We start from the raw sequence: 22374 nt of genomic DNA, 5'->3' as shown, positions 1-22374 counted from the left end.
CGTTGCGGCGCGTAGCGCTGAATGATAAAACCGATATCACAGGAATAACTTATTGCTTTATAGCGTGGTGAGGGGAAATGACTCAGGTCTTTAATTTTAGTTCGGGTCCGGCAATGTTACCGGCGGATGTGCTCAAACAAGCGCAACAAGAGCTGTGCGACTGGCAGGGCCTTGGTACGTCGGTAATGGAAGTTAGCCATCGTGGCAAAGAGTTTATCCACGTGGCACAAGAAGCAGAAAAGGATTTTCGCGACCTGCTGAATATTCCCTCCAACTATAAGGTTCTGTTCTGTCACGGCGGTGGCCGCGGGCAGTTCGCGGGCGTTCCGCTGAACCTGCTGGGTGACAAAACCACTGCGGATTACGTTGATGCCGGCTACTGGGCAGCCAGTGCGGTAAAAGAAGCGAAAAAATACTGCACACCGAACGTTATTGACGCTAAAACCACTGTTGACGGTTTGCGCGCGGTTACACCGATGCGCGACTGGCAACTGAGCGATAACGCGGCCTATCTGCATTACTGCCCGAACGAAACTATCGACGGCATTGCGATTGATGAAACGCCGGACTTTGGCGATGTGGTGGTTACCGCTGACTTCTCATCAACCCTTCTTTCCCGCCAGATCGATGTCAGCCGCTTCGGTGTTATCTATGCCGGTGCGCAGAAAAATATCGGACCGGCGGGTTTGACGCTGGTGATCGTACGTGAAGATTTGTTGGGTAAAGCGCATCAGTCATGCCCGTCGATTCTGGACTACACCGTACTGAACGATAACGACTCAATGTTCAACACGCCGCCGACCTTTGCCTGGTATCTTTCCGGTCTGGTCTTTAAATGGCTGAAAAAACAGGGCGGCGTCACCGCCATGGACAGCATTAACCAGCAAAAAGCGGAGCTGCTGTACGGCGTGATCGACAACAGCGATTTCTACCGCAACGACGTAGCAAAAGCTAACCGTTCGCGTATGAACGTCCCGTTCCAGCTGGCGGACAGCGCGCTGGACAAACTCTTTTTAGAAGAGTCGTTCGCGGCGGGGCTGCACGCGCTGAAAGGCCACCGCGTTGTCGGCGGTATGCGCGCCTCTATCTATAATGCGATGCCGCTGGCTGGCGTGCAGGCGCTCACCGACTTTATGGTCGATTTCGAACGCCGTCACGGTTAATCCTCCCGTTTTAACGCACCCCCGGAGCAATGCTACGGGGGTTTTATCCTGTCTGTTGAGAGTGAAGTTTCATGGAATCCCTGACGTTACAACCCATCGCGCGGGTAGATGGCACCATTAATCTGCCTGGTTCAAAGAGTGTCTCCAACCGCGCCTTGTTGCTGGCTGCCTTCGCTCGTGGCACCACTGTTCTGACGAACCTTTTAGACAGTGATGATGTGCGCCATATGCTTAATGCCCTCAGCGCGCTGGGAGTTCACTACACCTTGTCCGCCGATCGTACTCGCTGTGAAGTCACCGGCGTTGGCGGCCCACTGCCGTCAGCGGAAAAGCTGGAGCTTTTTCTTGGTAACGCCGGAACCGCAATGCGTCCGCTGGCAGCAGCGCTCTGTCTGGGCGTCAACGATATTGTGCTGACCGGGGAACCGCGCATGAAAGAGCGCCCGATTGGACATTTAGTTGATGCGCTGCGTCAGGGCGGCGCAACGATTGATTATCTGGAGCAAAAAAACTACCCGCCGTTGCGCCTTAAGGGCGGCTTTACCGGTGGTGAGGTCAGCGTTGATGGTAGCGTCTCCAGTCAGTTTTTAACCGCCTTATTGATGACCGCGCCGCTGGCACCGAGCGATACGGTTATCACCATTAAGGGCGATCTGGTTTCTAAACCCTATATTGATATCACGCTGCATCTGATGAAGACCTTCGGCGTGGAGATTGAGAACCAGCAGTACCAGCGTTTTGTGGTGCGTGGCGCGCAGCAATACCAGTCGCCGGGTCACTATCTGGTTGAAGGGGATGCCTCTTCTGCTTCCTATTTTCTTGCGGCAGGCGCCATTAAAGGCGGTACGGTAAAAGTCACCGGTATTGGCCGTAATAGCGTGCAGGGCGATATTCGTTTTGCCGATGTGCTGGAAAAAATGGGCGCGACGGTTATTTGGGGCGACGACTATATCGCCTGTACCCGTGGCGAGCTGAATGCTATTGATATGGATATGAACCATATCCCCGACGCGGCAATGACCATCGCCACAGCGGCGTTATTTGCTCACGGCACGACGACGCTGCGCAATATTTATAACTGGCGCGTTAAAGAGACCGATCGCCTGTTCGCAATGGCGACGGAGCTGCGTAAAGTTGGCGCTGAGGTGGAAGAGGGCGAAGACTATATTCGCGTGACGCCGCCTGCCAGCCTGCAGTTTGCCGACATCGACACCTATAACGATCACCGTATGGCGATGTGTTTCTCGTTAGTGGCGCTTTCTGATACCCCGGTCACGATTATTGATCCGAAATGTACGGCCAAAACCTTCCCGGACTACTTCGAGCAGTTAGCCCGTATCAGCACGCTGGCCTAATCCTTTCTCTTACGGGCTGGTGTAAATCAGCCCGTCTCACGCGCAATTATTCTACACTCAGCTGCATACGTTTTGCTTATTCGCACGCAACAGTAACGATTGTGGCCATAGGCGCGTATAATGCGCGCGGTTAAGTAACGGTATGCCATGATTAAGGAGAGAAAGATGACGGCAATTGCCCCGGTAATCACCATTGATGGGCCAAGCGGCGCGGGAAAAGGCACGCTTTGCAAGGCAATGGCGGAAGCGTTGCAATGGCATCTGTTGGACTCAGGCGCAATTTATCGTGTGCTGGCGCTGGCCGCGCTGCATCATCATGTCGACGTTTCCTCTGAAGACATTCTGGTTCCGCTGGCGGCGCATCTGGATGTGCGTTTTGTTTCGACCAACGGCCATCTGGAAGTGATCCTCGAAGGCGAAGATGTGCGCGCTGAAATCCGTACCCAGGACGTTGCAAATGCGGCATCGCAAATTGCGGCTTTCCCGCGCGTACGCGAAGCATTATTGCGTCGCCAGCGCGCCTTTCGTGAAGCGCCGGGCCTTATCGCCGACGGTCGCGATATGGGCACGGTTGTCTTTCCTGATGCGCCGGTGAAAATTTTCCTTGATGCTTCTTCTGAAGAGCGTGCGCATCGTCGAATGCTACAGTTGCAGGAGAAGGGCTTTAGTGTTAACTTTGAACGCCTTTTGGCCGAGATAAAGGAACGAGACGACCGCGATCGTAATCGTCCTGTTGCACCGCTGGTTCCCGCTGCAGATGCTTTAGTACTGGATTCAACCAGCCTGAGCATTGAGCAAGTGATTGAGAAAGCGCTACAATATGCTCGCCAAAAATTGGCTCTCGCGTAAGCGACCGAATTCGAAGTACCTGCTGCAATGGATTGTGAGCAGGCATGTGAAACAACCCCATCCGGCATGAAGCCAGGTGGACGTTAAATTGAAGAATCCTGAAGATTATCAATATGACTGAATCTTTTGCTCAACTCTTTGAAGAGTCCCTGAAAGAAATCGAAACCCGCCCGGGTTCTATCGTTCGTGGTGTTGTTGTTGCTATCGACAAAGACATTGTACTGGTTGACGCCGGTCTGAAATCTGAGTCCGCCATTCCGGCAGAGCAGTTCAAAAACGCCCAGGGCGAGCTGGAAATCCAGGTTGGTGACGAAGTTGACGTTGCTCTGGATGCAGTAGAAGACGGCTTCGGTGAAACCCTGCTGTCCCGTGAAAAAGCTAAACGTCATGAAGCTTGGATCACGCTGGAAAAAGCTTACGAAGAAGCTGAAACTGTTACCGGTGTTATCAACGGCAAAGTCAAGGGCGGCTTCACTGTTGAGCTGAACGGTATTCGTGCGTTCCTGCCGGGTTCCCTGGTAGACGTTCGTCCGGTCCGTGACACCCTGCACCTGGAAGGCAAAGAGCTTGAATTCAAAGTAATCAAGCTGGACCAGAAACGTAACAACGTGGTTGTTTCCCGTCGTGCGGTTATCGAATCCGAAAACAGCGCAGAGCGCGATCAGCTGCTGGAAAACCTGCAAGAAGGCATGGAAGTTAAAGGTATCGTTAAGAACCTCACTGACTACGGTGCATTCGTTGATCTGGGTGGCGTTGACGGCCTGCTGCACATCACCGATATGGCATGGAAACGCGTTAAGCATCCGAGCGAAATCGTAAACGTTGGCGACGAAATTACTGTTAAAGTACTGAAATTCGACCGCGAACGTACTCGTGTCTCCCTGGGCCTGAAACAGCTGGGTGAAGATCCGTGGGTTGCTATCGCTAAACGTTACCCGGAAGGTACTCGCCTGACTGGTCGCGTAACCAACCTGACCGACTACGGCTGCTTCGTTGAAATCGAAGAAGGCGTTGAAGGCCTCGTTCACGTTTCCGAAATGGATTGGACCAACAAAAACATCCACCCGTCCAAAGTTGTTAACGTTGGCGACGTAGTGGAAGTGATGGTTCTGGATATCGACGAAGAACGTCGTCGTATCTCCCTGGGCCTGAAACAGTGCAAATCCAACCCGTGGCAGCAGTTCGCTGAAACCCACAACAAGGGCGACCGCGTTGAAGGTAAAATCAAGTCTATCACTGACTTCGGTATCTTCATCGGCCTGGACGGCGGCATCGACGGCCTGGTTCACCTGTCTGACATCTCCTGGAACGTTGCAGGCGAAGAAGCAGTGCGTGAATACAAAAAAGGCGACGAAATCGCAGCGGTTGTTCTGCAGGTTGACGCAGAACGTGAGCGTATCTCTCTGGGCGTTAAACAGCTCGCAGAAGATCCGTTCAACAACTACGTTGCAATGAACAAGAAAGGCGCAATCGTAAACGGTAAAGTCACTGCAGTTGACGCGAAAGGCGCTACTGTAGAACTGGCTGACGGCGTTGAAGGTTACCTGCGCGCTTCTGAAGCTTCACGTGACCGCGTTGAAGACGCAACTCTGGTGCTGAACGTTGGTGACGACGTTGAAGCTAAATTCACCGGTGTTGATCGTAAAAACCGCGTAGTTAGCCTGTCTGTTCGTGCGAAAGACGAAGCTGACGAGAAAGATGCCATCGCTTCTGTTAACAACAAACAGGAAGAAGGTAACTTCTCTAGCGCTATGGCTGAAGCTTTCAAAGCAGCGAAAGGCGAGTAAGATCGGGTACTCTGCATTATTTGCGCTGTCGCACGACGAAAGTCACACCGTTGCAGCGTGAACGATAAGGAGCGACTTGACAGATTACAGGATTCGTCCTGTAATCAATGACAAAGGGCGGCTACGGCCGCCCTTGTTCAAGCTAGTAAAGCTAATTTTGCGTTGAAGGAAACCGGAGGAATCATGACCAAGTCAGAATTGATTGAAAGACTTGCAAGCCAGCAATCGCATATTCCGGCAAAAGCCGTGGAAGATGCCGTGAAAGAGATGCTGGAGCATATGGCCTCTACTCTTGCCCAGGGTGAGCGCATTGAGATCCGCGGTTTCGGCAGTTTTTCCCTGCACTATCGTGCACCTCGCACCGGGCGTAACCCAAAAACAGGCGATAAAGTGGATCTGGAAGGCAAATACGTTCCACACTTTAAGCCGGGTAAAGAATTACGCGACCGCGCCAATATTTATGAATAAATTTTAGTGATTCACTAAAGTTCACTTCAACGAAAGAAGCACCTGATGGGTGCTTTTTTTGTTTTTCTGTAACCTCCACTACTGAAGCCGCTTCGCACCATTTTGCAATCGCCTTGCAAGTGAAGCGAAAGTCACGAGCCTGCGCCGCATATTCAGCAATCCCTCCCGCAAGCATTAACATCACCCGGCATACTTCCCGAGCTACAGGAGGTATGCATGACCTTACCCGCACTGGCTTTGTGCATAATCATCGGTATTTTGCCTTTACTCTGGCTGCCTGAATTGCCCGCTTTAGGGTTAATCCAGGCCCTGATTGCCATTGGTTGCCTGCTGGCATGTCTTAGGCCGCGGCAATGTCGTTATGGCGGCATCACGCTGCTGGCATTTGCATGGGGGATCCTTGCCGCTAAGCAGGCGTTGTGGCCCACCGAACATCTGCCCGGTGCAAATCGTCAGGTTGATGTGGTGATTACCGATACGGATCATATGACCCGGCATTGGGGGAAAATCACGCATCTGGACGGTAAGCGCCTGTTCCCGGCGGTTGGGATGACGTTTTACGGCCAGTATTTGCCTGAGCAGGTTTGCACCGGTCAGCGCTGGGCGATGACCATCCGTGCACGTGCTGTTCATGGGCAACTGAACGAGGGCGGTTTCGACTCGCAGCGCTATGCGCTAGCTGCACATCTGCCCCTCAGCGGCCGGTTTATTGACGCAAGCATTGTCGAATCACGTTGCACATGGCGTGCAAACTACCTGCAATCATTAACGGCGGTTCTGGCGCATCACCCGTGGCATCAAGTGATACTGGCGCTAGGGATGGGAGAGCGCTCAACGTTAGATACCCGGGTCAAAGACATTATGCGACAAACGGGAACGGCGCATTTAATGGCGATATCCGGGCTGCATATCGCCCTTGCGGCGATTCTCGCCGGGATCATTATTCGTGGCGGACAATTTTTCTTCCCTTGCCGCTGGATTGATTGGCGTTTGCCGTTGCTGATTGGCGTCGGATGTGCGGTAGGGTACGCCTGGCTGACCGGACTGCAACCGCCGGCGTTTCGCACGGCGATTTCTCTAAGCGTATGGGCCGCATTACGGCTCTCCGGTCGGTTATGGTCCCCCTGGCAGGTCTGGCTTTGCTGCGTGGCCGCTATTTTATTCCACGATCCGCTGGCAATTCTCTCCTACAGCCTGTGGCTCTCCGCATTTGCGGTCGCCGCGCTGCTGTTCTGGTATCAATGGCTGCCGTTGCCGACGAAGCCGTATCCGCGGCTGGTTAAGGGGAGTATTAACTTATTTCATCTCCAGCTTGGGATGACGTTGTTGCTGCTTCCGATGCAGATAGTGATATTTCACGGTATCAGCCTGAGCGCGCTGGTGGCCAATTTGCTGGCCATTCCGTTAGTCACTTTTGTTACCGTACCGCTGATTCTACTGGGCATGTTGCTGCACCTGACGGGGCCATCCGCCATAGAGATGGCCTGCTGGTATCTGGCGGATAAGACCCTGCATTTTTTGTTTGCCTTTCTTAACGGGCTGCCCGACGGCTGGCTCAATGTGGACAGACGCTGGCAGTGGCTCTCGTTGCTGCCTTGGCTGGCGCTTATTGTCTGGCGTATTCATCTGTGGCGGCGAATACCGGCGCTGTGTCTGGCGGGCCTGGCGCTGTTACTGTTTCCGCTCTGGCGTAGCGAACGTCCTGGCGACTGGTCCGTGCATATGCTGGATGTCGGGCAGGGGCTGGCAATGGTGATTGAGCGGAATGGCAAAGCGATTCTCTATGATACAGGAACGGCCTGGCCGGGCGGCAATAGCGGACGGCAGCTCATTATTCCGTGGCTGCGCTGGCGGGCTTTACAACCCGAAGGCATTATTCTCAGTCATGAACATCTCGATCATCGTGGCGGGCTGGATTCACTGCTGGAGGTCTGGCCTGCGTTATGGATCCGCAGCCCGTTAGGGTGGGCCAATCATCAGCCCTGCTTTCGCGGCGAGCAGTGGCAATGGCAAGGGTTAACCTTTACGGCGCATTGGCCGCTTCCGGGTACACAAACAAAAGGAAATAACCTGTCATGCGTGGTGAGAGTCGACGATGGTCAATACAGTATGCTGCTGACGGGGGATATTGAAGCGGCGGGTGAGATGGCCATGCTAAGCCGCTACTGGACGCATTTGCAGTCTACACTTGTGCAGGTGCCGCACCACGGCAGCAACAGTTCTTCTACATTGCCCTTCGTGCAGCGCGTGGGCGCTGAGGCTGCGCTGGCGTCCGCGTCACGTTATAACGCCTGGCGGCTGCCGTCGAAAAAGGTCGTTGAGCGCTATCGGCAACAGGGCTATCGCTGGTATGCCACACCGCACCAGGGGCAGATAACGGTCGCGTTTTCACCGCAGGGCTGGGAAATCCATAGTTTACGAGATCAACTTTTACCGCGTTGGTATCATCAGTGGTTTGGCGTACCCAGCGATAACGGGTAGAATATGCGGCTATTTCAACAAGTGCTGGTTTTTTGAATGCATAACGACAAAGATCTCTCTACGTGGCAGACATTCCGCCGACTTTGGCCAACTATAGCGCCTTTCAAAGCGGGTCTGATCGTGTCGGGGATAGCGTTGATCCTCAACGCAGCCAGCGATACCTTTATGCTATCGCTGCTCAAACCGTTACTGGACGATGGGTTTGGTAAAACTGACCGCTCTGTGCTGCTGTGGATGCCGCTGGTGGTTATTGGGCTGATGATCCTGCGTGGTCTCACCAGCTATATCTCAAGCTACTGCATTTCATGGGTTTCTGGAAAAGTGGTGATGACCATGCGTCGTCGCCTCTTCAGCCATATGATGGGTATGCCGGTTTCATTTTTTGATAAGCAATCTACCGGCACGCTTTTGTCGCGCATTACTTATGATTCTGAACAGGTTGCTTCCTCTTCCTCCAGCGCGTTAATCACCGTTGTGCGTGAAGGTGCGTCGATCATCGGTTTGTTTATCATGATGTTCTGGTACAGCTGGCAGCTCTCGCTGATCCTGATTGTGCTGGCACCGATTGTGTCGATTGCCATCCGCGTGGTGTCTAAACGTTTTCGTAGCATCAGTAAAAATATGCAAAACACGATGGGGCAGGTCACCACCAGTGCGGAGCAGATGCTGAAAGGGCATAAAGAAGTGCTGATGTTTGGCGGTCAGGAAGTCGAAACCAGCCGTTTTGATAAGGTCAGCAACAAGATGCGTTTGCAGGGCATGAAAATGGTTTCAGCCTCCTCCATCTCTGACCCCATCATCCAGCTTATCGCCTCGCTGGCGCTGGCGTTTGTGCTGTATGCCGCCAGCTTCCCAAGCGTGATGGATACCTTGACCGCCGGTACGATTACCGTAGTTTTCTCTTCAATGATTGCGCTGATGCGTCCGCTGAAATCCCTGACCAACGTCAATGCGCAGTTTCAGCGCGGTATGGCGGCCTGTCAGACGTTGTTTGCCATCCTCGATAGCGAGCAGGAAAAAGACACCGGTACGCGGGTGGTTGACCGTGCGCGTGGCGATATTGAGTTTCGCAACGTCACTTTCACCTATCCGGGACGCGAAACGCCGGCATTGCGCAATATCAATCTGACCATCCCGGCGGGTAAAACCGTTGCCCTGGTCGGGCGCTCCGGTTCGGGTAAATCGACGATGGCGAGCCTGATCACGCGTTTTTATGATATCGATGAGGGGCAGATCCTGATGGATGGCCATGACCTGCGTGAATACAAGCTCACGTCGTTGCGTGATCAGGTTGCGCTGGTTTCGCAAAACGTCCATCTCTTCAATGATACCGTGGCTAATAATATCGCCTACGCGCGTACCGAGACGTACAGCCGTGAAGAGATTGAGCAGGCGGCGAAAATGGCCTACGCCTACGACTTCATCAATAAGATGGATGACGGGCTGGATACGATCATTGGCGAGAACGGCGTGCTGCTTTCAGGCGGTCAGCGTCAGCGTATTGCTATTGCCCGTGCGCTGCTGCGTAACAGCCCAATCCTTATCCTCGATGAAGCGACATCGGCGCTGGATACTGAATCCGAGCGCGCGATTCAGGCAGCCCTCAATGAGCTGCAAAAGAACCGCACGTCGCTGGTGATTGCTCACCGCTTGTCGACTATCGAACAGGCTGACGAAATCGTCGTTGTCGAAGATGGGCGCATCGTTGAACGGGGTAGCCACGCAGATCTTCTGACGCAGCGTGGCGTCTATGCCCAGCTTCACAAAATGCAGTTTGGCGAATGATTGCCCGCATCTGGTCCGGTGAATCTCCGCTGTGGCTGGTATTGCTACCGCTCTCATGGCTTTACGGCCTGGTGAGCGGTGCCATTCGTTTCGCCTATCGTCTTGGTTTAAAGAAATCCTGGCGTGCGCCCGTTCCGGTGGTGGTGGTTGGTAACCTGACGGCAGGGGGCAACGGCAAAACGCCGGTGGTTATTTGGCTGGTGGAGCAACTTCAGCAGCGGGGCATTCGTGTTGGCGTTGTATCCCGCGGCTACGGCGGCAAAGCAGAGCGTTATCCGCTGCTCCTCGAACCTGTTACGACAACGGATCAAGCAGGCGATGAGCCAGTGCTGATTTACCAGCGTACCGGGGCACCGGTTGCGGTTTCGCCAGTCAGAAGCGATGCCGTTAAAGCGATTCTTGCCTCGCATCCCGTTCAACTCATTATTACCGATGATGGCCTGCAGCATTACAAACTGGCGCGGGATAAAGAGATTGTGGTGGTCGATGGCGTCAGGCGTTTTGGCAATGGCTGGTGGCTCCCCGCAGGGCCGATGCGCGAGCGCGAGTCACGCTTAACGAGCGTGGATGCGGTCATTACCAATGGCGGCGTGGCTAAAGCGGGGGAGATCCCGATGCGTTTGCGCCCGGGGCTGGCAGTAAATCTGCTGACGGGCGAACGTCGTGAGGTGTCTCAACTGAACGCTATTGTCGCCATGGCGGGTATCGGCCATCCGCCGCGATTTTTTGCTACGCTTGCTGAATGCGGAGCAACGCCGCTGAAGTGCGTGGCGCTTGCCGATCATCAGGCGTTATCCCTTAATGATGTCACCTCTTTGGTGCAGCCGGGGCAGACGCTGGTGATGACGGAAAAAGATGCGGTGAAGTGCCGCGCGTTTGCCCAGAATAACTGGTGGTATCTGCCTGTGGATGCGCAGCTTGAAGGCGAGCAGGCGGAAAAATTACTGCAGGAATTGCTCACTCTGGCGCGCTGAAGGTTGTCACACCGGCTGCGCCCTGTTACGTAAACAGGAACTTCCATGTCTGTGCCGCAACTCTCCCTGACCGCCGCTCGTCATCTACACCTCGCCGCGCAGGGGCTTTTAAGAAAACCTTCCCGTCGCGCCAGACCGGCCGATATTCTCTCGACCATTCAACGGATGTCCCTGCTGCAAATCGACACCATTAATATTGTCGCCCGCAGCCCTTACCTGGTGCTTTTCAGCCGCCTGGGCTCGTACCCGCAACACTGGCTGGATGATGCGCTACGCAGCGGGGAATTAATGGAGTACTGGGCTCATGAAGCCTGTTTCCTGCCGCGCAAAGATTTCGCCCTGGTGCGCCACCGCATGCTGGCTCCCGATAAAATGGGCTGGAAGTATCATGCGGCTTGGATGCAGGAACATGCGGCTGAGATTGAAGAGCTTGTGGCGCACATTACGCAAAATGGCCCTGTACGTTCCGCTGACTTTGAACATCAGCGCAAAGGTGCGGGCGGATGGTGGGCCTGGAAGCCCCACAAGCGTCATCTGGAGGGATTATTTACCGCTGGAAAAGTGATGGTGGTGGAGCGGCGTAACTTCCAGCGTGTGTACGATCTCACGCAGCGGGTAATGCCGCAGTGGGACGATAGCAATGACTTGTTGTCCCAGGAGAACGCGGAATATCGCATGTTGGAGAATAGCGCCAGAAGCCTGGGCCTTTTTCGCGCCCAGTGGCTGGCGGATTACTACCGTCTGCGGAAGCTGGCATTACCGTTAATGCTTGAACAGATGCAGGATGCAGGCACGATATCCCCGGTTAATGTGGAGAAACTCGGCCCCTGCTGGCTACATGCCTCGTTATTGCCGCTGCTCGAACAGGCGCAGGCTAACAAGCTTACCGCCACGCACAGCGCGGTACTGTCACCTTTTGATCCTGTGGTTTGGGATCGCAAACGCGCCGAACAGTTCTTTGATTTCAGCTATCGTCTGGAGTGCTATACGCCCGCGCCAAAGCGTCAATTCGGCTATTTTGTCCTACCGCTATTGCATCGCGGACGGCTGGTGGGGCGCATGGATGCCAAAATGCACCGCAAAGAGGGGATACTGGAGATCATCTCGCTGTATCTGGAAAACGGCGTCAAGCCCTCGCTTACGCTGGAGAAGGGTTTAATCAGTGCTATTAGTGAATTTGCCCGCTGGCAAGACGCACAAAGGATCGCCTTTTCGCGTCTGCCTGAGGGGCTGTTTAATGCTTATCGCAGCGGGCTGGAAATAGACGCGGCATAAGCATTGGTATGATAAGCTTTATCCGTTAATCGTCGGTGCGTCAGGAGGAAAAATGGATCACCGTTTACTTGAAATTATTGCCTGCCCGGTGTGTAACGGGAAACTTAATTACACCCAGGATAAACAAGAGCTGATTTGCAAAATCGACAGGCTTGCTTACCCGGTGCGGGAAGGCATTCCTGTCTTGCTGGAAACCGAAGCGCGTTCTTTAACTGCGGAAGAGAGCCATCCATGAGTTTCGTGGTCATTATCCCGGCGCGTTATGCCTCCACGCGTTTACCGGGTAAACCGCTGGTGGATATCAACGGTAAACCGATGGTGGTGCATGTCCTTGAGCGTGCACGTGAATCCGGTGCCGAACGTATTATCGTGGCCACGGACAACGAAGAGGTGATGCGTGCGGTGCAGGCGGTGGGCGGTGAAGTCTGCATGACGCGCGCCGACCACCAGTCCGGAACCGAGCGCCTTGCAGAAGTGGTCGAGAAATGCGGTTTTAGCGATGATACGGTGATTGTGAACGTGCAGGGCGATGAGCCAATGATTCCTCCGGCCATTATTCGCCAGGTCGCTGAAAATCTCGCTGCGCGCGATGTTGGTATGGCGACGCTGGCGGTGCCTATTCACAGCGCGGAAGAGGCGTTCAACCCGAATGCGGTGAAAGTGGTAATGGATGCTGAAGGCTATGCGCTCTACTTCTCGCGCGCGACCATCCCCTGGGATCGCGACCGTTTCGCCCAGTCCCGTCAGACGATTGGCGACACATTTTTGCGCCATATCGGGATTTATGGCTATCGCGCCGGTTTTATTCGCCGCTATGTTAACTGGCAGGCGAGTCCGCTGGAGCAGATAGAGATGCTGGAACAGCTGCGCGTGTTGTGGTACGGCGAAAAAATCCATGTCGACGTCGCAAGCGTGGTGCCCGGTACCGGTGTGGATACGCCAGACGATCTCGAACGTGTGCGCCAGGAACTGCGTTAATCCTTCTCTCCCCTCCGCCCGGAGGGGATTTGCCGTTTGTTGCTAAATTCTCACGCTGTTTTGATCTCATCAGGATGACATCTGCGCTATCGGCGCTCATTATAAAAGCAGTCATTTTTGTGAGGGCAATGTGCTATGGAACAATTGCGCGCTGAACTGAGTCATCTGTTGGGCGAAAAACTAAGCCGCATTGAGTGCGTTAGCGAAAAGCCGGATTCCGCACTCTGGTCGCTGTATGACAGCCAGGGAAATCCGATGCCGCTGCTGGCGCGTAGCTTCTCAACGCCCGGCCTTGCGCGCCAGCTGGCCTGGAAGATGTCGATGCTCGCCCGCGGCGGCACAGTGCGTATGCCCGTTGTCTATGGCGTAATGACCCACGAAGAGCATCCGGGGCCGGATGTGTTACTGATTGAGCGGTTACGCGGCGTATCGGTTGAAGCCCCCACGCGGACGCCGGAGCGCTGGGAGCAGTTAAAAGATCAAATCGTCGAAGCGTTGCTCGCATGGCACCGACAGGATAGCCACGGCTGTGTCGGCACCGTGGACAGCACCCAGGAAAATATCTGGCCCTCCTGGTATCGCCAGCGGGTAGAAGTGCTGTGGACCACCCTCAACCAGTATCAAAACACCGGGCTTACGATGCAGGATAAGCGCGTGCTGTTTCGTACCCGTGAATGTCTGCCGACGCTGTTCGAGGGTTTTAATGATAACTGCGTACTGGTGCACGGCAGTTTTAATCTGCGCAGCATGTTGAAAGATGCCCGCAGCGATCAGCTGCTGGCGATGGTCGGGCCGGGAATTATGTTATGGGCACCGCGCGAGTACGAACTGTTTCGCCTGGTGGATGGAGCGCAGGCTGAAGGCTTGCTCTGGCACTATCTCCAGCGCGCGCCGGTGGCAGAATCCTTTCTCTGGCGGCGCTGGCTCTATCTGTTGTGGGATGAAGTGGCGCAACTGGTCAGTACGGGGAAATTTAACCGCACCAACTTCGATCTCGCGTCGAAATCACTCCTCCCCTGGCTGGCCTGAATCACCTTTCAGCCACTGCCAAAGGCGTCCTAATGTTTCGTAGCTCACCCGGTCGCTGTGCATCAGCCATACCGGAGAGGGAATAATGCGCTCCCAGGGATTGAGCGGCGAGGTAATCGCCAACTGATTCGCCGGTGCCGGGAGCGGATGCAGGCCCGCGCGCTGGAAGAAAATCATTGCCCGCGGCAAATGCGACGCCGAGGTCACTAGCAGGAAAGGTGTATCGCCGATGGCCTGCTTCACCGCGGCGGCTTCGCGTTCGGTATCTTTCGGGCTATCGAGGGTAATAATGTCGCTACGCGGCACGCCCAGGCTTTCGGCCACCCGCGCGCCCGCTTCTGCGGTGCTGACCGGGTTAGTCACCGCCGCCGCGCCGGTAAAAATCAACTTCGCGCCGGGGTTTGCTTGCCACAGACGAATCCCTTCATTGAGGCGCGGCAGGCTGTTACTGATAAGATTTGAACTGGGCGCCCAGGCGTCATTCCACGTGTACCCCCCGCCAAGCACCACAATGTATTTCACCGGCTGTGTGCCGCGCCAGGTAGGATAGGTGTTTTCAATCGGCGCTAACAAACGATCCGCCACCGGCTGCAGGCTTAACAGCAATAACACCAGCCAACCGAGGCTGATAAAGATTTTACCGGTTTTTTGCCAGCGGCTAAACCAAATGAGGGCAATACCGATTCCCATCAACAAAAGCAGCACCGGCAGGGGCAGCATCATGCCGCCAATGTATTTTTTGAGGGTAAAAAGCACCGAATCCGTCTCCTTTTTGAGCATACAGCAGGCGATTTCAGCCGATCTTACACCAGATGGGTTCATTATCCGCACGGCTGTGACAAAATAGCGCTTTTGTCATGAGCGTGGAGCGGCCATGAAGGATCGCAATTTCGACGATATCGCGGAGAAATTCTCGCGCAACATCTACGGCACCACCAAAGGCCAGCTGCGCCAGGCGATCCTGTGGCAGGATCTTGATGTGCTGCTCGCACGCATGGGCAGCGAGCCGTTACGCGTGCTGGATGCTGGCGGCGGGGAAGGGCAGACGGCGATTCGCATGGCGCAGCTGGGCCACCATGTCACGCTCTGCGACGTGTCGAAAGAGATGATAGCGCGCGCTCAGGCTGCGGCAGATGAAAAAGGTGTGAGCGGTAACATGCATTTTATACAATGCGCGGTACAGGATATTGCTCAGCATTTGGAATCGCCGGTCGATCTGATATTGTTCCATGCTGTGCTCGAATGGGTGGCGGAACCGCTGCCCGTATTGCAAACATTGTGGTCGGTTTTGCGTCCGGGTGGCGCGCTGTCATTAATGTTTTACAATGCCGACGGCCTGTTGATGCACAATATGGTGGCAGGGAATTTTGACTATGTGAAAGTCGGTATGCCAAAGCGTAAAAAACGTACCCTCTCCCCGGATTTTCCGCGCGCCCCTGCGGATGTTTATCGCTGGCTTGAACAGATTGGCTGGCAGGTAACCGGTAAAACGGGTGTCCGCGTGTTTCATGATTATCTGCGCGAAAAACATCAGCAGCATGACTGCTTTGACGCGTTGCTCGAACTGGAAACACGCTATTGCCGCCAGGAGCCTTACATTAGCCTTGGCCGCTATATACACGTGACAGCGCTTAAGCCGCAAATGGATGGAAGGATTAACCATGAGTGAATTTTCCCAGACAGTCCCCGAACTGGTTGCCTGGGCCAGAAAAAATGATTTCTCCATCTCGCTGCCGGTCGACAGACTCTCTTTTTTGCTGGCCATCGCCACGCTCAACGGTGAGCGGCTTGATGGAGAAATGAATGAAGGCGAGCTGGTCGATGCCTTTCGCCATGTGAGCGATGCGTTTGAGCAAACCAGCGAAACCATCGCACAGCGCGCCAATAACGCCATCAATGATATGGTGCGCCAGCGTTTGTTAAATCGCTTTACCAGCGAGCTGGTGGAGGGTAATGCCATCTACCGTCTGACGCCGCTGGGTATTGGCATTACCGATTACTACATTCGTCAGCGCGAGTTTTCCACGCTGCGTCTCTCCATGCAGCTATCGATTGTCGCCAGCGAGTTAAAACGCGCCGCCGATGCCGCACAGGAGGGAGGCGATGAGTTTCACTGGCATCGCAACGTCTATGCGCCGCTGAAATATTCCGTTGCCGAGATTTTCGATAGCATCGATCTGACGCAGCGACTGATGGATGAGCAGCAGCAGCAGGTCAAAGACGATATCGCGGCGCTGTTGAATAAAGACTGGCGCGCGGCGATTTCCAGCTGTGAATTGCTGCTGTCGGAAACCTCCGGCACCCTGCGCGAACTGCAGGATACCCTCGATGCGGCAGGAGATAAGCTGCAGTCTAATCTGCTGAGTATTCAGGATGCCACGCTGGGTCGAGACGATCTCGAGTTCCTCGATCAGCTGGTTTTTAATCTGCAAAGTAAACTGGACCGCATCGTCAGCTGGGGTCAGCAGGCGATTGACCTGTGGATTGGCTACGATCGCCACGTGCATAAATTTATTCGTACCGCTATCGATATGGATAAGAACCGCGTCTTCGCCCAGCGTTTGCGCCAGTCGGTACAAACCTATTTCGACGCGCCGTGGGCGCTGACCTTCGCCAGCGCCGACCGGCTTCTGGATATGCGCGATGAAGAGATGGCGCTGCGCGATGAAGAAGTAACGGGCGAACTGCCGCCGGATCTGGAGTTCGAAGAGTTCAACGAAATTCGCGAGCAGCTTGCGGCGCTGATTGAGCAGCAGCTGGCGATTTATAAAACCAAAGGTGTGCCGCTGGATCTCGGCCTGGTGGCGCGCGAGTATCTGGCGCAATATCCGCGCGTGCGTCATTTCGACATCGCGCGCATCGTGGTAGACCAGGCGGTACGTCTGGGCGTAGCGCAAGCAGATTTCACCGGCCTGCCGCCGAAATGGCAGCCGATTAATGATTACGGAGCCAAGGTACAGGCGCATGTCATCGACAAATATTGAACAAGTGATGCCGGTTAAACTGGCGCAGGCGTTGGCTAACTCTCTGTTTCCGGCGCTGGACAGCGCGTTACGCTCGGGACGACATATCGGTCTGGACGAGCTGGATAATCACGCATTTTTAATGGATTTCCAGGAGTATCTGGAAGAGTTTTACGCACGCTATAACGTGGAGCTGATCCGCGCGCCGGAGGGTTTTTTCTATCTGCGCCCGCGTTCCACCACGCTGATTCCGCGCTCGGTGCTCTCCGAGCTGGATATGATGGTCGGCAAAATCCTCTGTTATCTCTATCTCAGCCCGGAACGTCTGGCCAATGAAGGGATCTTCACCCAGCAGGAGCTGTATGACGAGCTGATGTCGCTGGCGGATGAACCGAAGCTGCTGAAACTGGTTAACAACCGCTCAACGGGCTCCGATCTCGACAGACAAAAGCTGCAGGAAAAGGTGCGCTCCTCATTAAACCGCCTGCGCCGTCTGGGCATGATCTGGTTTATGGGTAACGACAGCAGTAAGTTCCGTATCACTGAATCCGTGTTCCGCTTTGGTGCCGACGTGCGCTCGGGCGACGATCCGCGTGAGGCGCAGCTGCGCATGATCCGCGACGGTGAAGCGATGCCTGTCGAAAACCATCTGCAGCTCAATGATGAGCCAGAAGATAATCAGCCGGATAGCTCGGAGGAAGAGTAATGATTGATCGCGGTAAATTTCGTTCGCTAACGCTGATTAACTGGAACGGCTTTTTTGCCCGCACCTTTGATCTCGATGAGCTGGTTACGACGCTCTCCGGCGGCAACGGGGCCGGGAAATCCACCACCATGGCCGCGTTCGTTACGGCTTTGATCCCGGATTTGACCCTGTTGCACTTCCGTAACACCACTGAAGCCGGTGCGACTTCCGGTTCCCGTGATAAAGGCCTGCACGGCAAGCTAAAAGCCGGGGTCTGTTATTCGGTGCTGGATGTGATCAACTCCCGCCATCAGCGGGTGCTGGTGGGGGTACGCCTGCAACAGGTTGCCGGTCGCGACCGCAAAGTAGATATCAAGCCCTTTGCTATTCAGGGGCTGCCAACCTCTGTCCAACCGACGCAGCTGCTGACGGAAACATTGAATGAGCGTCAGGCGCGCGTGCTGTCGCTGCAGGAAGTTAAAGATAAGCTCGATACCATGGAAGGGGTGCAGTTTAAGCAATTTAACTCCATCACCGATTATCACTCCCTGATGTTCGATTTAGGGATTGTGGCGCGCCGTTTACGCTCCGCCTCGGATCGCAGCAAGTTTTATCGTTTAATCGAGGCTTCGCTGTACGGCGGGATCTCCAGCGCCATCACGCGCTCGCTGCGCGACTATTTGCTGCCGGAAAACAGCGGCGTGCGTAAAGCGTTCCAGGATATGGAAGCGGCGCTACGCGAAAACCGCATGACGCTGGAAGCTATCCGCGTAACGCAGTCCGATCGCGATCTGTTTAAACATCTCATTAGCGAAGCCACTAACTATGTGGCGGCGGACTATATGCGCCATGCCAACGAACGGCGGGTGCATCTGGACAAAGCGCTGGAGTTTCGTCGCGACCTGTTTACCTCGCGCCAGCAGCTGGCGTCGGAGCAGTATAAGCATGTCGATATGGCGCGCGAACTCGCCGAGCATAGCGGCGCGGAAGGCGATCTGGAAGCCGATTACCAGGCGGCCAGCGATCACCTGAATCTGGTGCAAACCGCGCTGCGTCAGCAGGAAAAAATTGCCCGCTACGAAGCGGATCTCGACGAACTGCAGATTCGCCTCGAAGAGCAGCACGAAGTGGTGGCTGAGGCAGCCGAACGTCAGGAAGAGAATGAAGCGCGCGCCGAAGCCGCCGAGCTTGAAGTTGATGAACTGAAAAACCAGCTCGCCGACTATCAGCAAGCGCTGGATGTGCAGCAAACCCGCGCCATTCAATACAACCAGGCTTTACAGGCACTGCAGCGCGCCAAAGAGCTGTGTCATCTGCCGGATTTGACGGCGGAAAGCGCCGATGAGTGGCTGGAAACCTTCCAGGCGAAAGAGCAGGAAGCCACGGAACGCTTGTTATCGCTGGATCAAAAAATCAGCGTGGCACAGGCCGCTCACAGCCAGTTTGAACAAGCGTATCAACTGGTGGCGGCGATTAATGGCCCGCTGGCGCGTAATGAAGCCTGGAGCGTGGCGCGCGAGCTGCTGCGCGATGGTGTTAACCAGCGTCATCTGGCGGAGCAGGTGCAGCCCCTGCGTATGCGGCTCAATGAGCTGGAACAGCGCCTGCGCGAGCAGCAGGATGCCGAACGTTTACTGGCGGATTTTTGCAAACGCCAGGGCAAAACTTATGACGCAGAAGAGCTCGAAACCCTGCATCAGGAGCTGGAAGCGCAGATTGCCGCCCTCTCTGAAAGCGTTGCTGCCGCAGGTGAACAGCGAATGGAGATGCGTCAGGAGCTGGAGCAACTGCAGTCGCGCATTCAGTCGCTGACCAAACGCGCGCCGGTATGGCTGGCGGCGCAGAACAGCCTGACGCAACTGTGCGAGCAGAGTGGCGAGCAGTTCGAATCCGGCCAGCAGGTGACTGAATACCTGCAACAGTTGCTGGAGCGCGAGCGTGAAGCCATCGTTGAACGCGATGAAATCGGCGCGCAGAAACGTACCGTCGATGAAGAAATCGAGCGCCTCAGCCAGCCGGGCGGGGCGGAAGACAACCGTCTGAATGCGCTGGCGGAACGTTTTGGCGGCGTACTACTGTCAGAAATTTATGATGACGTCAGCCTCGAGGACGCGCCGTATTACTCCGCGCTGTACGGGCCGTCGCGTCATGCGATTGTGGTACCGGACCTGTCGCTGGTCGCCGATATGCTGGAAGGGCTGGAAGAGTGCCCGGAAGATCTCTATCTGATCGAAGGGGATCCGCAATCCTTCGACGACAGCGTATTTGCCGTTGATGAGATGGAAAAAGCGGTGGTGGTGAAAATCGCCGATCGCCAGTGGCGCTATTCGCGTTTTCCAACCTTGCCGCTGTTTGGTCGCGCCGCGCGCGAAAGCCGTATCGAAAGTCTGCATGCGCAGCGTGAAGCGCTGGCGGAACGTTTTGCCACCCTCTCGTTTGATGTGCAGAAAACCCAGCGCCTGCATCAGGCGTTCAGCCGCTTTATCGGCAGCCATCTGGCGGTGGCCTTTGAGGCCGATCCGGAAGCGGAAATGCGCACCCTTAGCAGCCGCCGTGGCGAGCTGGAGCGTGCGCTCAACAATCATGAAAACAACCACCAGCAAAACCGCGTGCAGTTCGAACAGGCGAAAGAGGGCGTTGCCCAACTGAACCGCCTGCTGCCGCGCATTAATCTGCTGGCTGACGACAGCCTCGCCGATCGTGTCGATGAAATTCAGGAGCGGCTCGATGAAGCGCAGGAAGCCGCGCGCTTTATGCAGCAGTTTGGTAACCAGCTGGCGAAACTTGAGCCGGTGGTTTCCGTTCTGCAAAGCGATCCGGAGCAGTTTGAACAGTTAAAAGAGGATTACGCCGCCTCGCAGCAGGTGCAGCGAGATGCTCGCCAGCAAGCCTTTGCCCTCGCGGAAGTGGTGCAGCGCCGCGCGCACTTTAGCTATTCTGACGTCGCGGAGATGTTTAATGGCAATAACGATCTCAACGAAAAATTGCGTCAGCGTCTGGAGCAGGCGGAAGCCGAACGCACCAAAGCGCGTGAAGCGATGCGCAGCCACGCCGCGCAATATGGCCAGTTCAATCAGGTGCTGGCGTCGTTAAAGAGTTCGTTTGACACCAAAAAAGAGCTGCTCAACGATCTGCAAAAAGAGTTGCAGGATATCGGCGTGCGCGCCGATAGCGGCGCAGAAGAGCGGGCGCGTATTCGTCGTGACGAACTGCATGCGCAGCTCTCCGGCAACCGCTCGCGTCGCAATCAGCTGGAAAAAGCCCTGACCTTCTGTGAAGCGGAGATGGATAACCTGTCGCGTAAACTGCGCCGACTGGAGCGCGATTACCACGAGATGCGTGAGCAGGTGGTGACGGCGAAAGCGGGCTGGTGTGCGGTAATGCGGATGGTGAAAGATAACGGTGTTGAACGCCGTCTGCACCGTCGTGAGCTGGCCTATCTTTCCGCGGATGAATTGCGGTCGATGTCGGATAAGGCCCTCGGTGCGCTGCGTCTGGCGGTTGCGGATAACGAACATCTGCGCGATGTGCTGCGTATGTCTGAGGATCCGAAACGTCCTGAACGTAAGATTCAGTTCTTTGTCGCGGTCTATCAGCATCTGCGTGAGCGTATCCGTCAGGATATTATTCGCACTGACGATCCCGTTGAGGCCATTGAGCAGATGGAGATCGAGCTTAGCCGCCTGACGGAAGAGTTGACCTCCCGCGAGCAGAAACTGGCCATTAGTTCACGCAGCGTAGCGAACATTATTCGAAAAACTATTCAGCGCGAACAGAACCGTATCCGCATGCTTAACCAGGGGCTACAGAGTGTCTCCTTCGGCCAGGTCAATAGCGTGCGACTGAACGTGAACGTGCGTGAAACCCATGCGACGCTACTGACGGTGCTTTCGGAACAGCATGAGCAGCATCAGGATCTGTTTAACAGCAACCGCCTGACCTTCTCTGAAGCGCTGGCGAAGCTCTATCAGCGCCTTAACCCGCAAATCGATATGGGGCAGCGCACACCGCAAACCATTGGCGAAGAGCTGCTGGACTACCGCAACTATCTGGAGATGGAAGTGGAAGTTAACCGTGGTTCCGATGGCTGGCTGCGTGCGGAATCCGGCGCGCTGTCGACCGGCGAAGCGATCGGTACCGGGATGTCGATTCTGGTGATGGTGGTACAGAGCTGGGAAGATGAAGCGCGTCGACTGCGTGGTAAGGACATTTCTCCTTGCCGTCTGCTGTTCCTCGATGAGGCCGCGCGACTCGACGCCCGCTCCATCGCCACGCTGTTTGAGCTGTGTGAGCGTCTGGAGATGCAGCTGATTATCGCGGCGCCGGAAAATATCAGCCCGGAAAAAGGCACCACCTATAAACTGGTGCGTAAAGTCGTGCAGAATCACGAACATGTCCATGTGGTGGGATTGCGAGGGTTTGCCCCACAGCCTCCACAAACGCTTCCCGACACGGTGGATGCCTCATAAAATAGCTTTCTAAGCAAGGGTGACAGTAATGTCACCCTTTTAGTTTGCAAAGCTATTGCCTGGCGTCGTTTAATCTTTAAACTTCTTTACGTTAGGCCAGGCAAATGCATTTT

The 22374-nt window shown here is 55.1% G+C and carries 17 protein-coding genes; 16 read left to right on the top strand and 1 reads right to left on the bottom strand.

Annotated features, from left to right (window positions below):
* Window positions 1–77: 77 nt before the first annotated feature.
* From serC to RW65_RS08785, 12 genes are all read left to right on the top strand, one after another.
* Entirely contained in the window at window positions 78–1163 is a 1086-nt protein-coding gene (serC, locus tag RW65_RS08840; protein WP_039056356.1) for a 3-phosphoserine/phosphohydroxythreonine transaminase, read from the top strand.
* Window positions 1164–1234: 71 nt separating this feature from the next.
* Window positions 1235–2518 carry a 3-phosphoshikimate 1-carboxyvinyltransferase gene (aroA, locus tag RW65_RS08835; protein ID WP_039056355.1) on the top strand — a complete coding sequence of 428 codons (1284 nt, stop codon included), beginning with the start codon at window positions 1235–1237 and terminating at the stop codon, window positions 2516–2518.
* Window positions 2519–2683: 165 nt separating this feature from the next.
* Window positions 2684–3367, top strand: a complete 684-nt coding sequence (gene cmk, locus RW65_RS08830; RefSeq protein ID WP_039056354.1) for a (d)CMP kinase — start codon at window positions 2684–2686, stop codon at window positions 3365–3367.
* Window positions 3368–3480: 113 nt separating this feature from the next.
* Window positions 3481–5154: a 30S ribosomal protein S1 gene (rpsA, locus tag RW65_RS08825; protein ID WP_039056353.1), complete on the top strand. Its 1674-nt coding sequence runs from the start codon at window positions 3481–3483 to the stop codon at window positions 5152–5154.
* Between the two features lie 183 nt (window positions 5155–5337).
* Window positions 5338–5622 (top strand): integration host factor subunit beta, encoded by a 285-nt coding sequence (gene ihfB / locus RW65_RS08820; protein ID WP_007374142.1) that lies wholly within the window; start codon window positions 5338–5340, stop codon window positions 5620–5622.
* Between the two features lie 216 nt (window positions 5623–5838).
* Window positions 5839–8103 carry a ComEC family protein gene (locus RW65_RS08815; protein WP_039056352.1) on the top strand — a complete coding sequence of 755 codons (2265 nt, stop codon included), beginning with the start codon at window positions 5839–5841 and terminating at the stop codon, window positions 8101–8103.
* Between the two features lie 36 nt (window positions 8104–8139).
* The gene (gene msbA / locus RW65_RS08810) at window positions 8140–9888 is read left to right on the top strand and encodes a lipid A ABC transporter ATP-binding protein/permease MsbA (RefSeq protein ID WP_039056351.1); all 1749 of its coding nucleotides are present in this window, start codon (window positions 8140–8142) and stop codon (window positions 9886–9888) included.
* A complete protein-coding gene (lpxK, locus tag RW65_RS08805; protein WP_039056350.1) occupies window positions 9885–10862 on the top strand; it encodes a tetraacyldisaccharide 4'-kinase in 978 nt (325 codons plus the stop codon). The genes msbA and lpxK overlap by 4 nt, the downstream gene beginning before the upstream one ends.
* 45 nt (window positions 10863–10907) lie before the next feature.
* A complete protein-coding gene (locus RW65_RS08800) occupies window positions 10908–12137 on the top strand; it encodes a winged helix-turn-helix domain-containing protein (protein ID WP_039056349.1) in 1230 nt (409 codons plus the stop codon).
* A gap of 52 nt (window positions 12138–12189) precedes the next feature.
* On the top strand, window positions 12190–12372 hold the full coding sequence (locus tag RW65_RS08795) for a Trm112 family protein (protein ID WP_039056348.1): 183 nt from the start codon (window positions 12190–12192) through the stop codon (window positions 12370–12372).
* Entirely contained in the window at window positions 12369–13115 is a 747-nt protein-coding gene (gene kdsB, locus RW65_RS08790) for a 3-deoxy-manno-octulosonate cytidylyltransferase (protein WP_039056347.1), read from the top strand. The genes RW65_RS08795 and kdsB overlap by 4 nt, the downstream gene beginning before the upstream one ends.
* Before the next feature lie 135 nt (window positions 13116–13250).
* Window positions 13251–14144 (top strand): YcbJ family phosphotransferase, encoded by an 894-nt coding sequence (locus RW65_RS08785; RefSeq protein WP_039056346.1) that lies wholly within the window; start codon window positions 13251–13253, stop codon window positions 14142–14144.
* On the opposite strand, the gene elyC is transcribed toward RW65_RS08785, so the two are convergent.
* A complete protein-coding gene (gene elyC / locus RW65_RS08780) occupies window positions 14121–14900 on the bottom strand; it encodes an envelope biogenesis factor ElyC (protein ID WP_039056442.1) in 780 nt (259 codons plus the stop codon). The two genes, RW65_RS08785 and elyC, sit on opposite strands and share 24 nt — an antisense overlap.
* 118 nt (window positions 14901–15018) lie before the next feature.
* On the opposite strand from elyC, the gene cmoM reads away from it, so the two are divergent.
* Genes cmoM through mukB form a run of 4 tightly spaced genes read left to right on the top strand, consistent with a single transcriptional unit; the run spans window position 15019 to window position 22261 of the window.
* Window positions 15019–15813: a tRNA uridine 5-oxyacetic acid(34) methyltransferase CmoM gene (gene cmoM, locus RW65_RS08775; RefSeq protein WP_039056345.1), complete on the top strand. Its 795-nt coding sequence runs from the start codon at window positions 15019–15021 to the stop codon at window positions 15811–15813.
* Entirely contained in the window at window positions 15806–17128 is a 1323-nt protein-coding gene (mukF, locus tag RW65_RS08770; RefSeq protein WP_039056344.1) for a chromosome partition protein MukF, read from the top strand. The genes cmoM and mukF overlap by 8 nt, the downstream gene beginning before the upstream one ends.
* On the top strand, window positions 17109–17813 hold the full coding sequence (gene mukE / locus RW65_RS08765) for a chromosome partition protein MukE (RefSeq protein WP_039056343.1): 705 nt from the start codon (window positions 17109–17111) through the stop codon (window positions 17811–17813). The genes mukF and mukE overlap by 20 nt, the downstream gene beginning before the upstream one ends.
* Complete coding sequence (gene mukB / locus RW65_RS08760; protein ID WP_039056342.1) at window positions 17813–22261, top strand: chromosome partition protein MukB; 4449 nt, start codon at window positions 17813–17815, stop codon at window positions 22259–22261. The genes mukE and mukB overlap by 1 nt, the downstream gene beginning before the upstream one ends.
* Window positions 22262–22374 lie beyond the last annotated feature (113 nt).

It is taken from the genome of Enterobacter sp. Bisph1, from assembly GCF_000814905.1.
In the GTDB taxonomy this organism is placed as follows: domain Bacteria; phylum Pseudomonadota; class Gammaproteobacteria; order Enterobacterales; family Enterobacteriaceae; genus Kosakonia.
The sequence above is the reverse complement of the archived record's forward strand: the minus strand, read 5'-3'. Positions and strand labels throughout refer to the sequence as shown.

Excerpts from the sequence above, each read along its gene's own strand:
- serC (WP_039056356.1), top strand. The coding sequence starts at position 78 with ATGACTCAGGTCTTTAATTTTAGTTCGGGTCCGGCAATGTTACCGGCG.
- aroA (WP_039056355.1), top strand. The coding sequence starts at position 1,235 with ATGGAATCCCTGACGTTACAACCCATCGCGCGGGTAGATGGCACCATT.
- cmk (WP_039056354.1), top strand. The coding sequence starts at position 2,684 with ATGACGGCAATTGCCCCGGTAATCACCATTGATGGGCCAAGCGGCGCG.
- rpsA (WP_039056353.1), top strand. The coding sequence starts at position 3,481 with ATGACTGAATCTTTTGCTCAACTCTTTGAAGAGTCCCTGAAAGAAATC.
- ihfB (WP_007374142.1), top strand. The coding sequence starts at position 5,338 with ATGACCAAGTCAGAATTGATTGAAAGACTTGCAAGCCAGCAATCGCAT.
- RW65_RS08815 (WP_039056352.1), top strand. The coding sequence starts at position 5,839 with ATGACCTTACCCGCACTGGCTTTGTGCATAATCATCGGTATTTTGCCT.
- msbA (WP_039056351.1), top strand. The coding sequence starts at position 8,140 with ATGCATAACGACAAAGATCTCTCTACGTGGCAGACATTCCGCCGACTT.
- lpxK (WP_039056350.1), top strand. The coding sequence starts at position 9,885 with ATGATTGCCCGCATCTGGTCCGGTGAATCTCCGCTGTGGCTGGTATTG.
- RW65_RS08800 (WP_039056349.1), top strand. The coding sequence starts at position 10,908 with ATGTCTGTGCCGCAACTCTCCCTGACCGCCGCTCGTCATCTACACCTC.
- RW65_RS08795 (WP_039056348.1), top strand. The coding sequence starts at position 12,190 with ATGGATCACCGTTTACTTGAAATTATTGCCTGCCCGGTGTGTAACGGG.
- kdsB (WP_039056347.1), top strand. The coding sequence starts at position 12,369 with ATGAGTTTCGTGGTCATTATCCCGGCGCGTTATGCCTCCACGCGTTTA.
- RW65_RS08785 (WP_039056346.1), top strand. The coding sequence starts at position 13,251 with ATGGAACAATTGCGCGCTGAACTGAGTCATCTGTTGGGCGAAAAACTA.
- cmoM (WP_039056345.1), top strand. The coding sequence starts at position 15,019 with ATGAAGGATCGCAATTTCGACGATATCGCGGAGAAATTCTCGCGCAAC.
- mukF (WP_039056344.1), top strand. The coding sequence starts at position 15,806 with ATGAGTGAATTTTCCCAGACAGTCCCCGAACTGGTTGCCTGGGCCAGA.
- mukE (WP_039056343.1), top strand. The coding sequence starts at position 17,109 with ATGTCATCGACAAATATTGAACAAGTGATGCCGGTTAAACTGGCGCAG.
- mukB (WP_039056342.1), top strand. The coding sequence starts at position 17,813 with ATGATTGATCGCGGTAAATTTCGTTCGCTAACGCTGATTAACTGGAAC.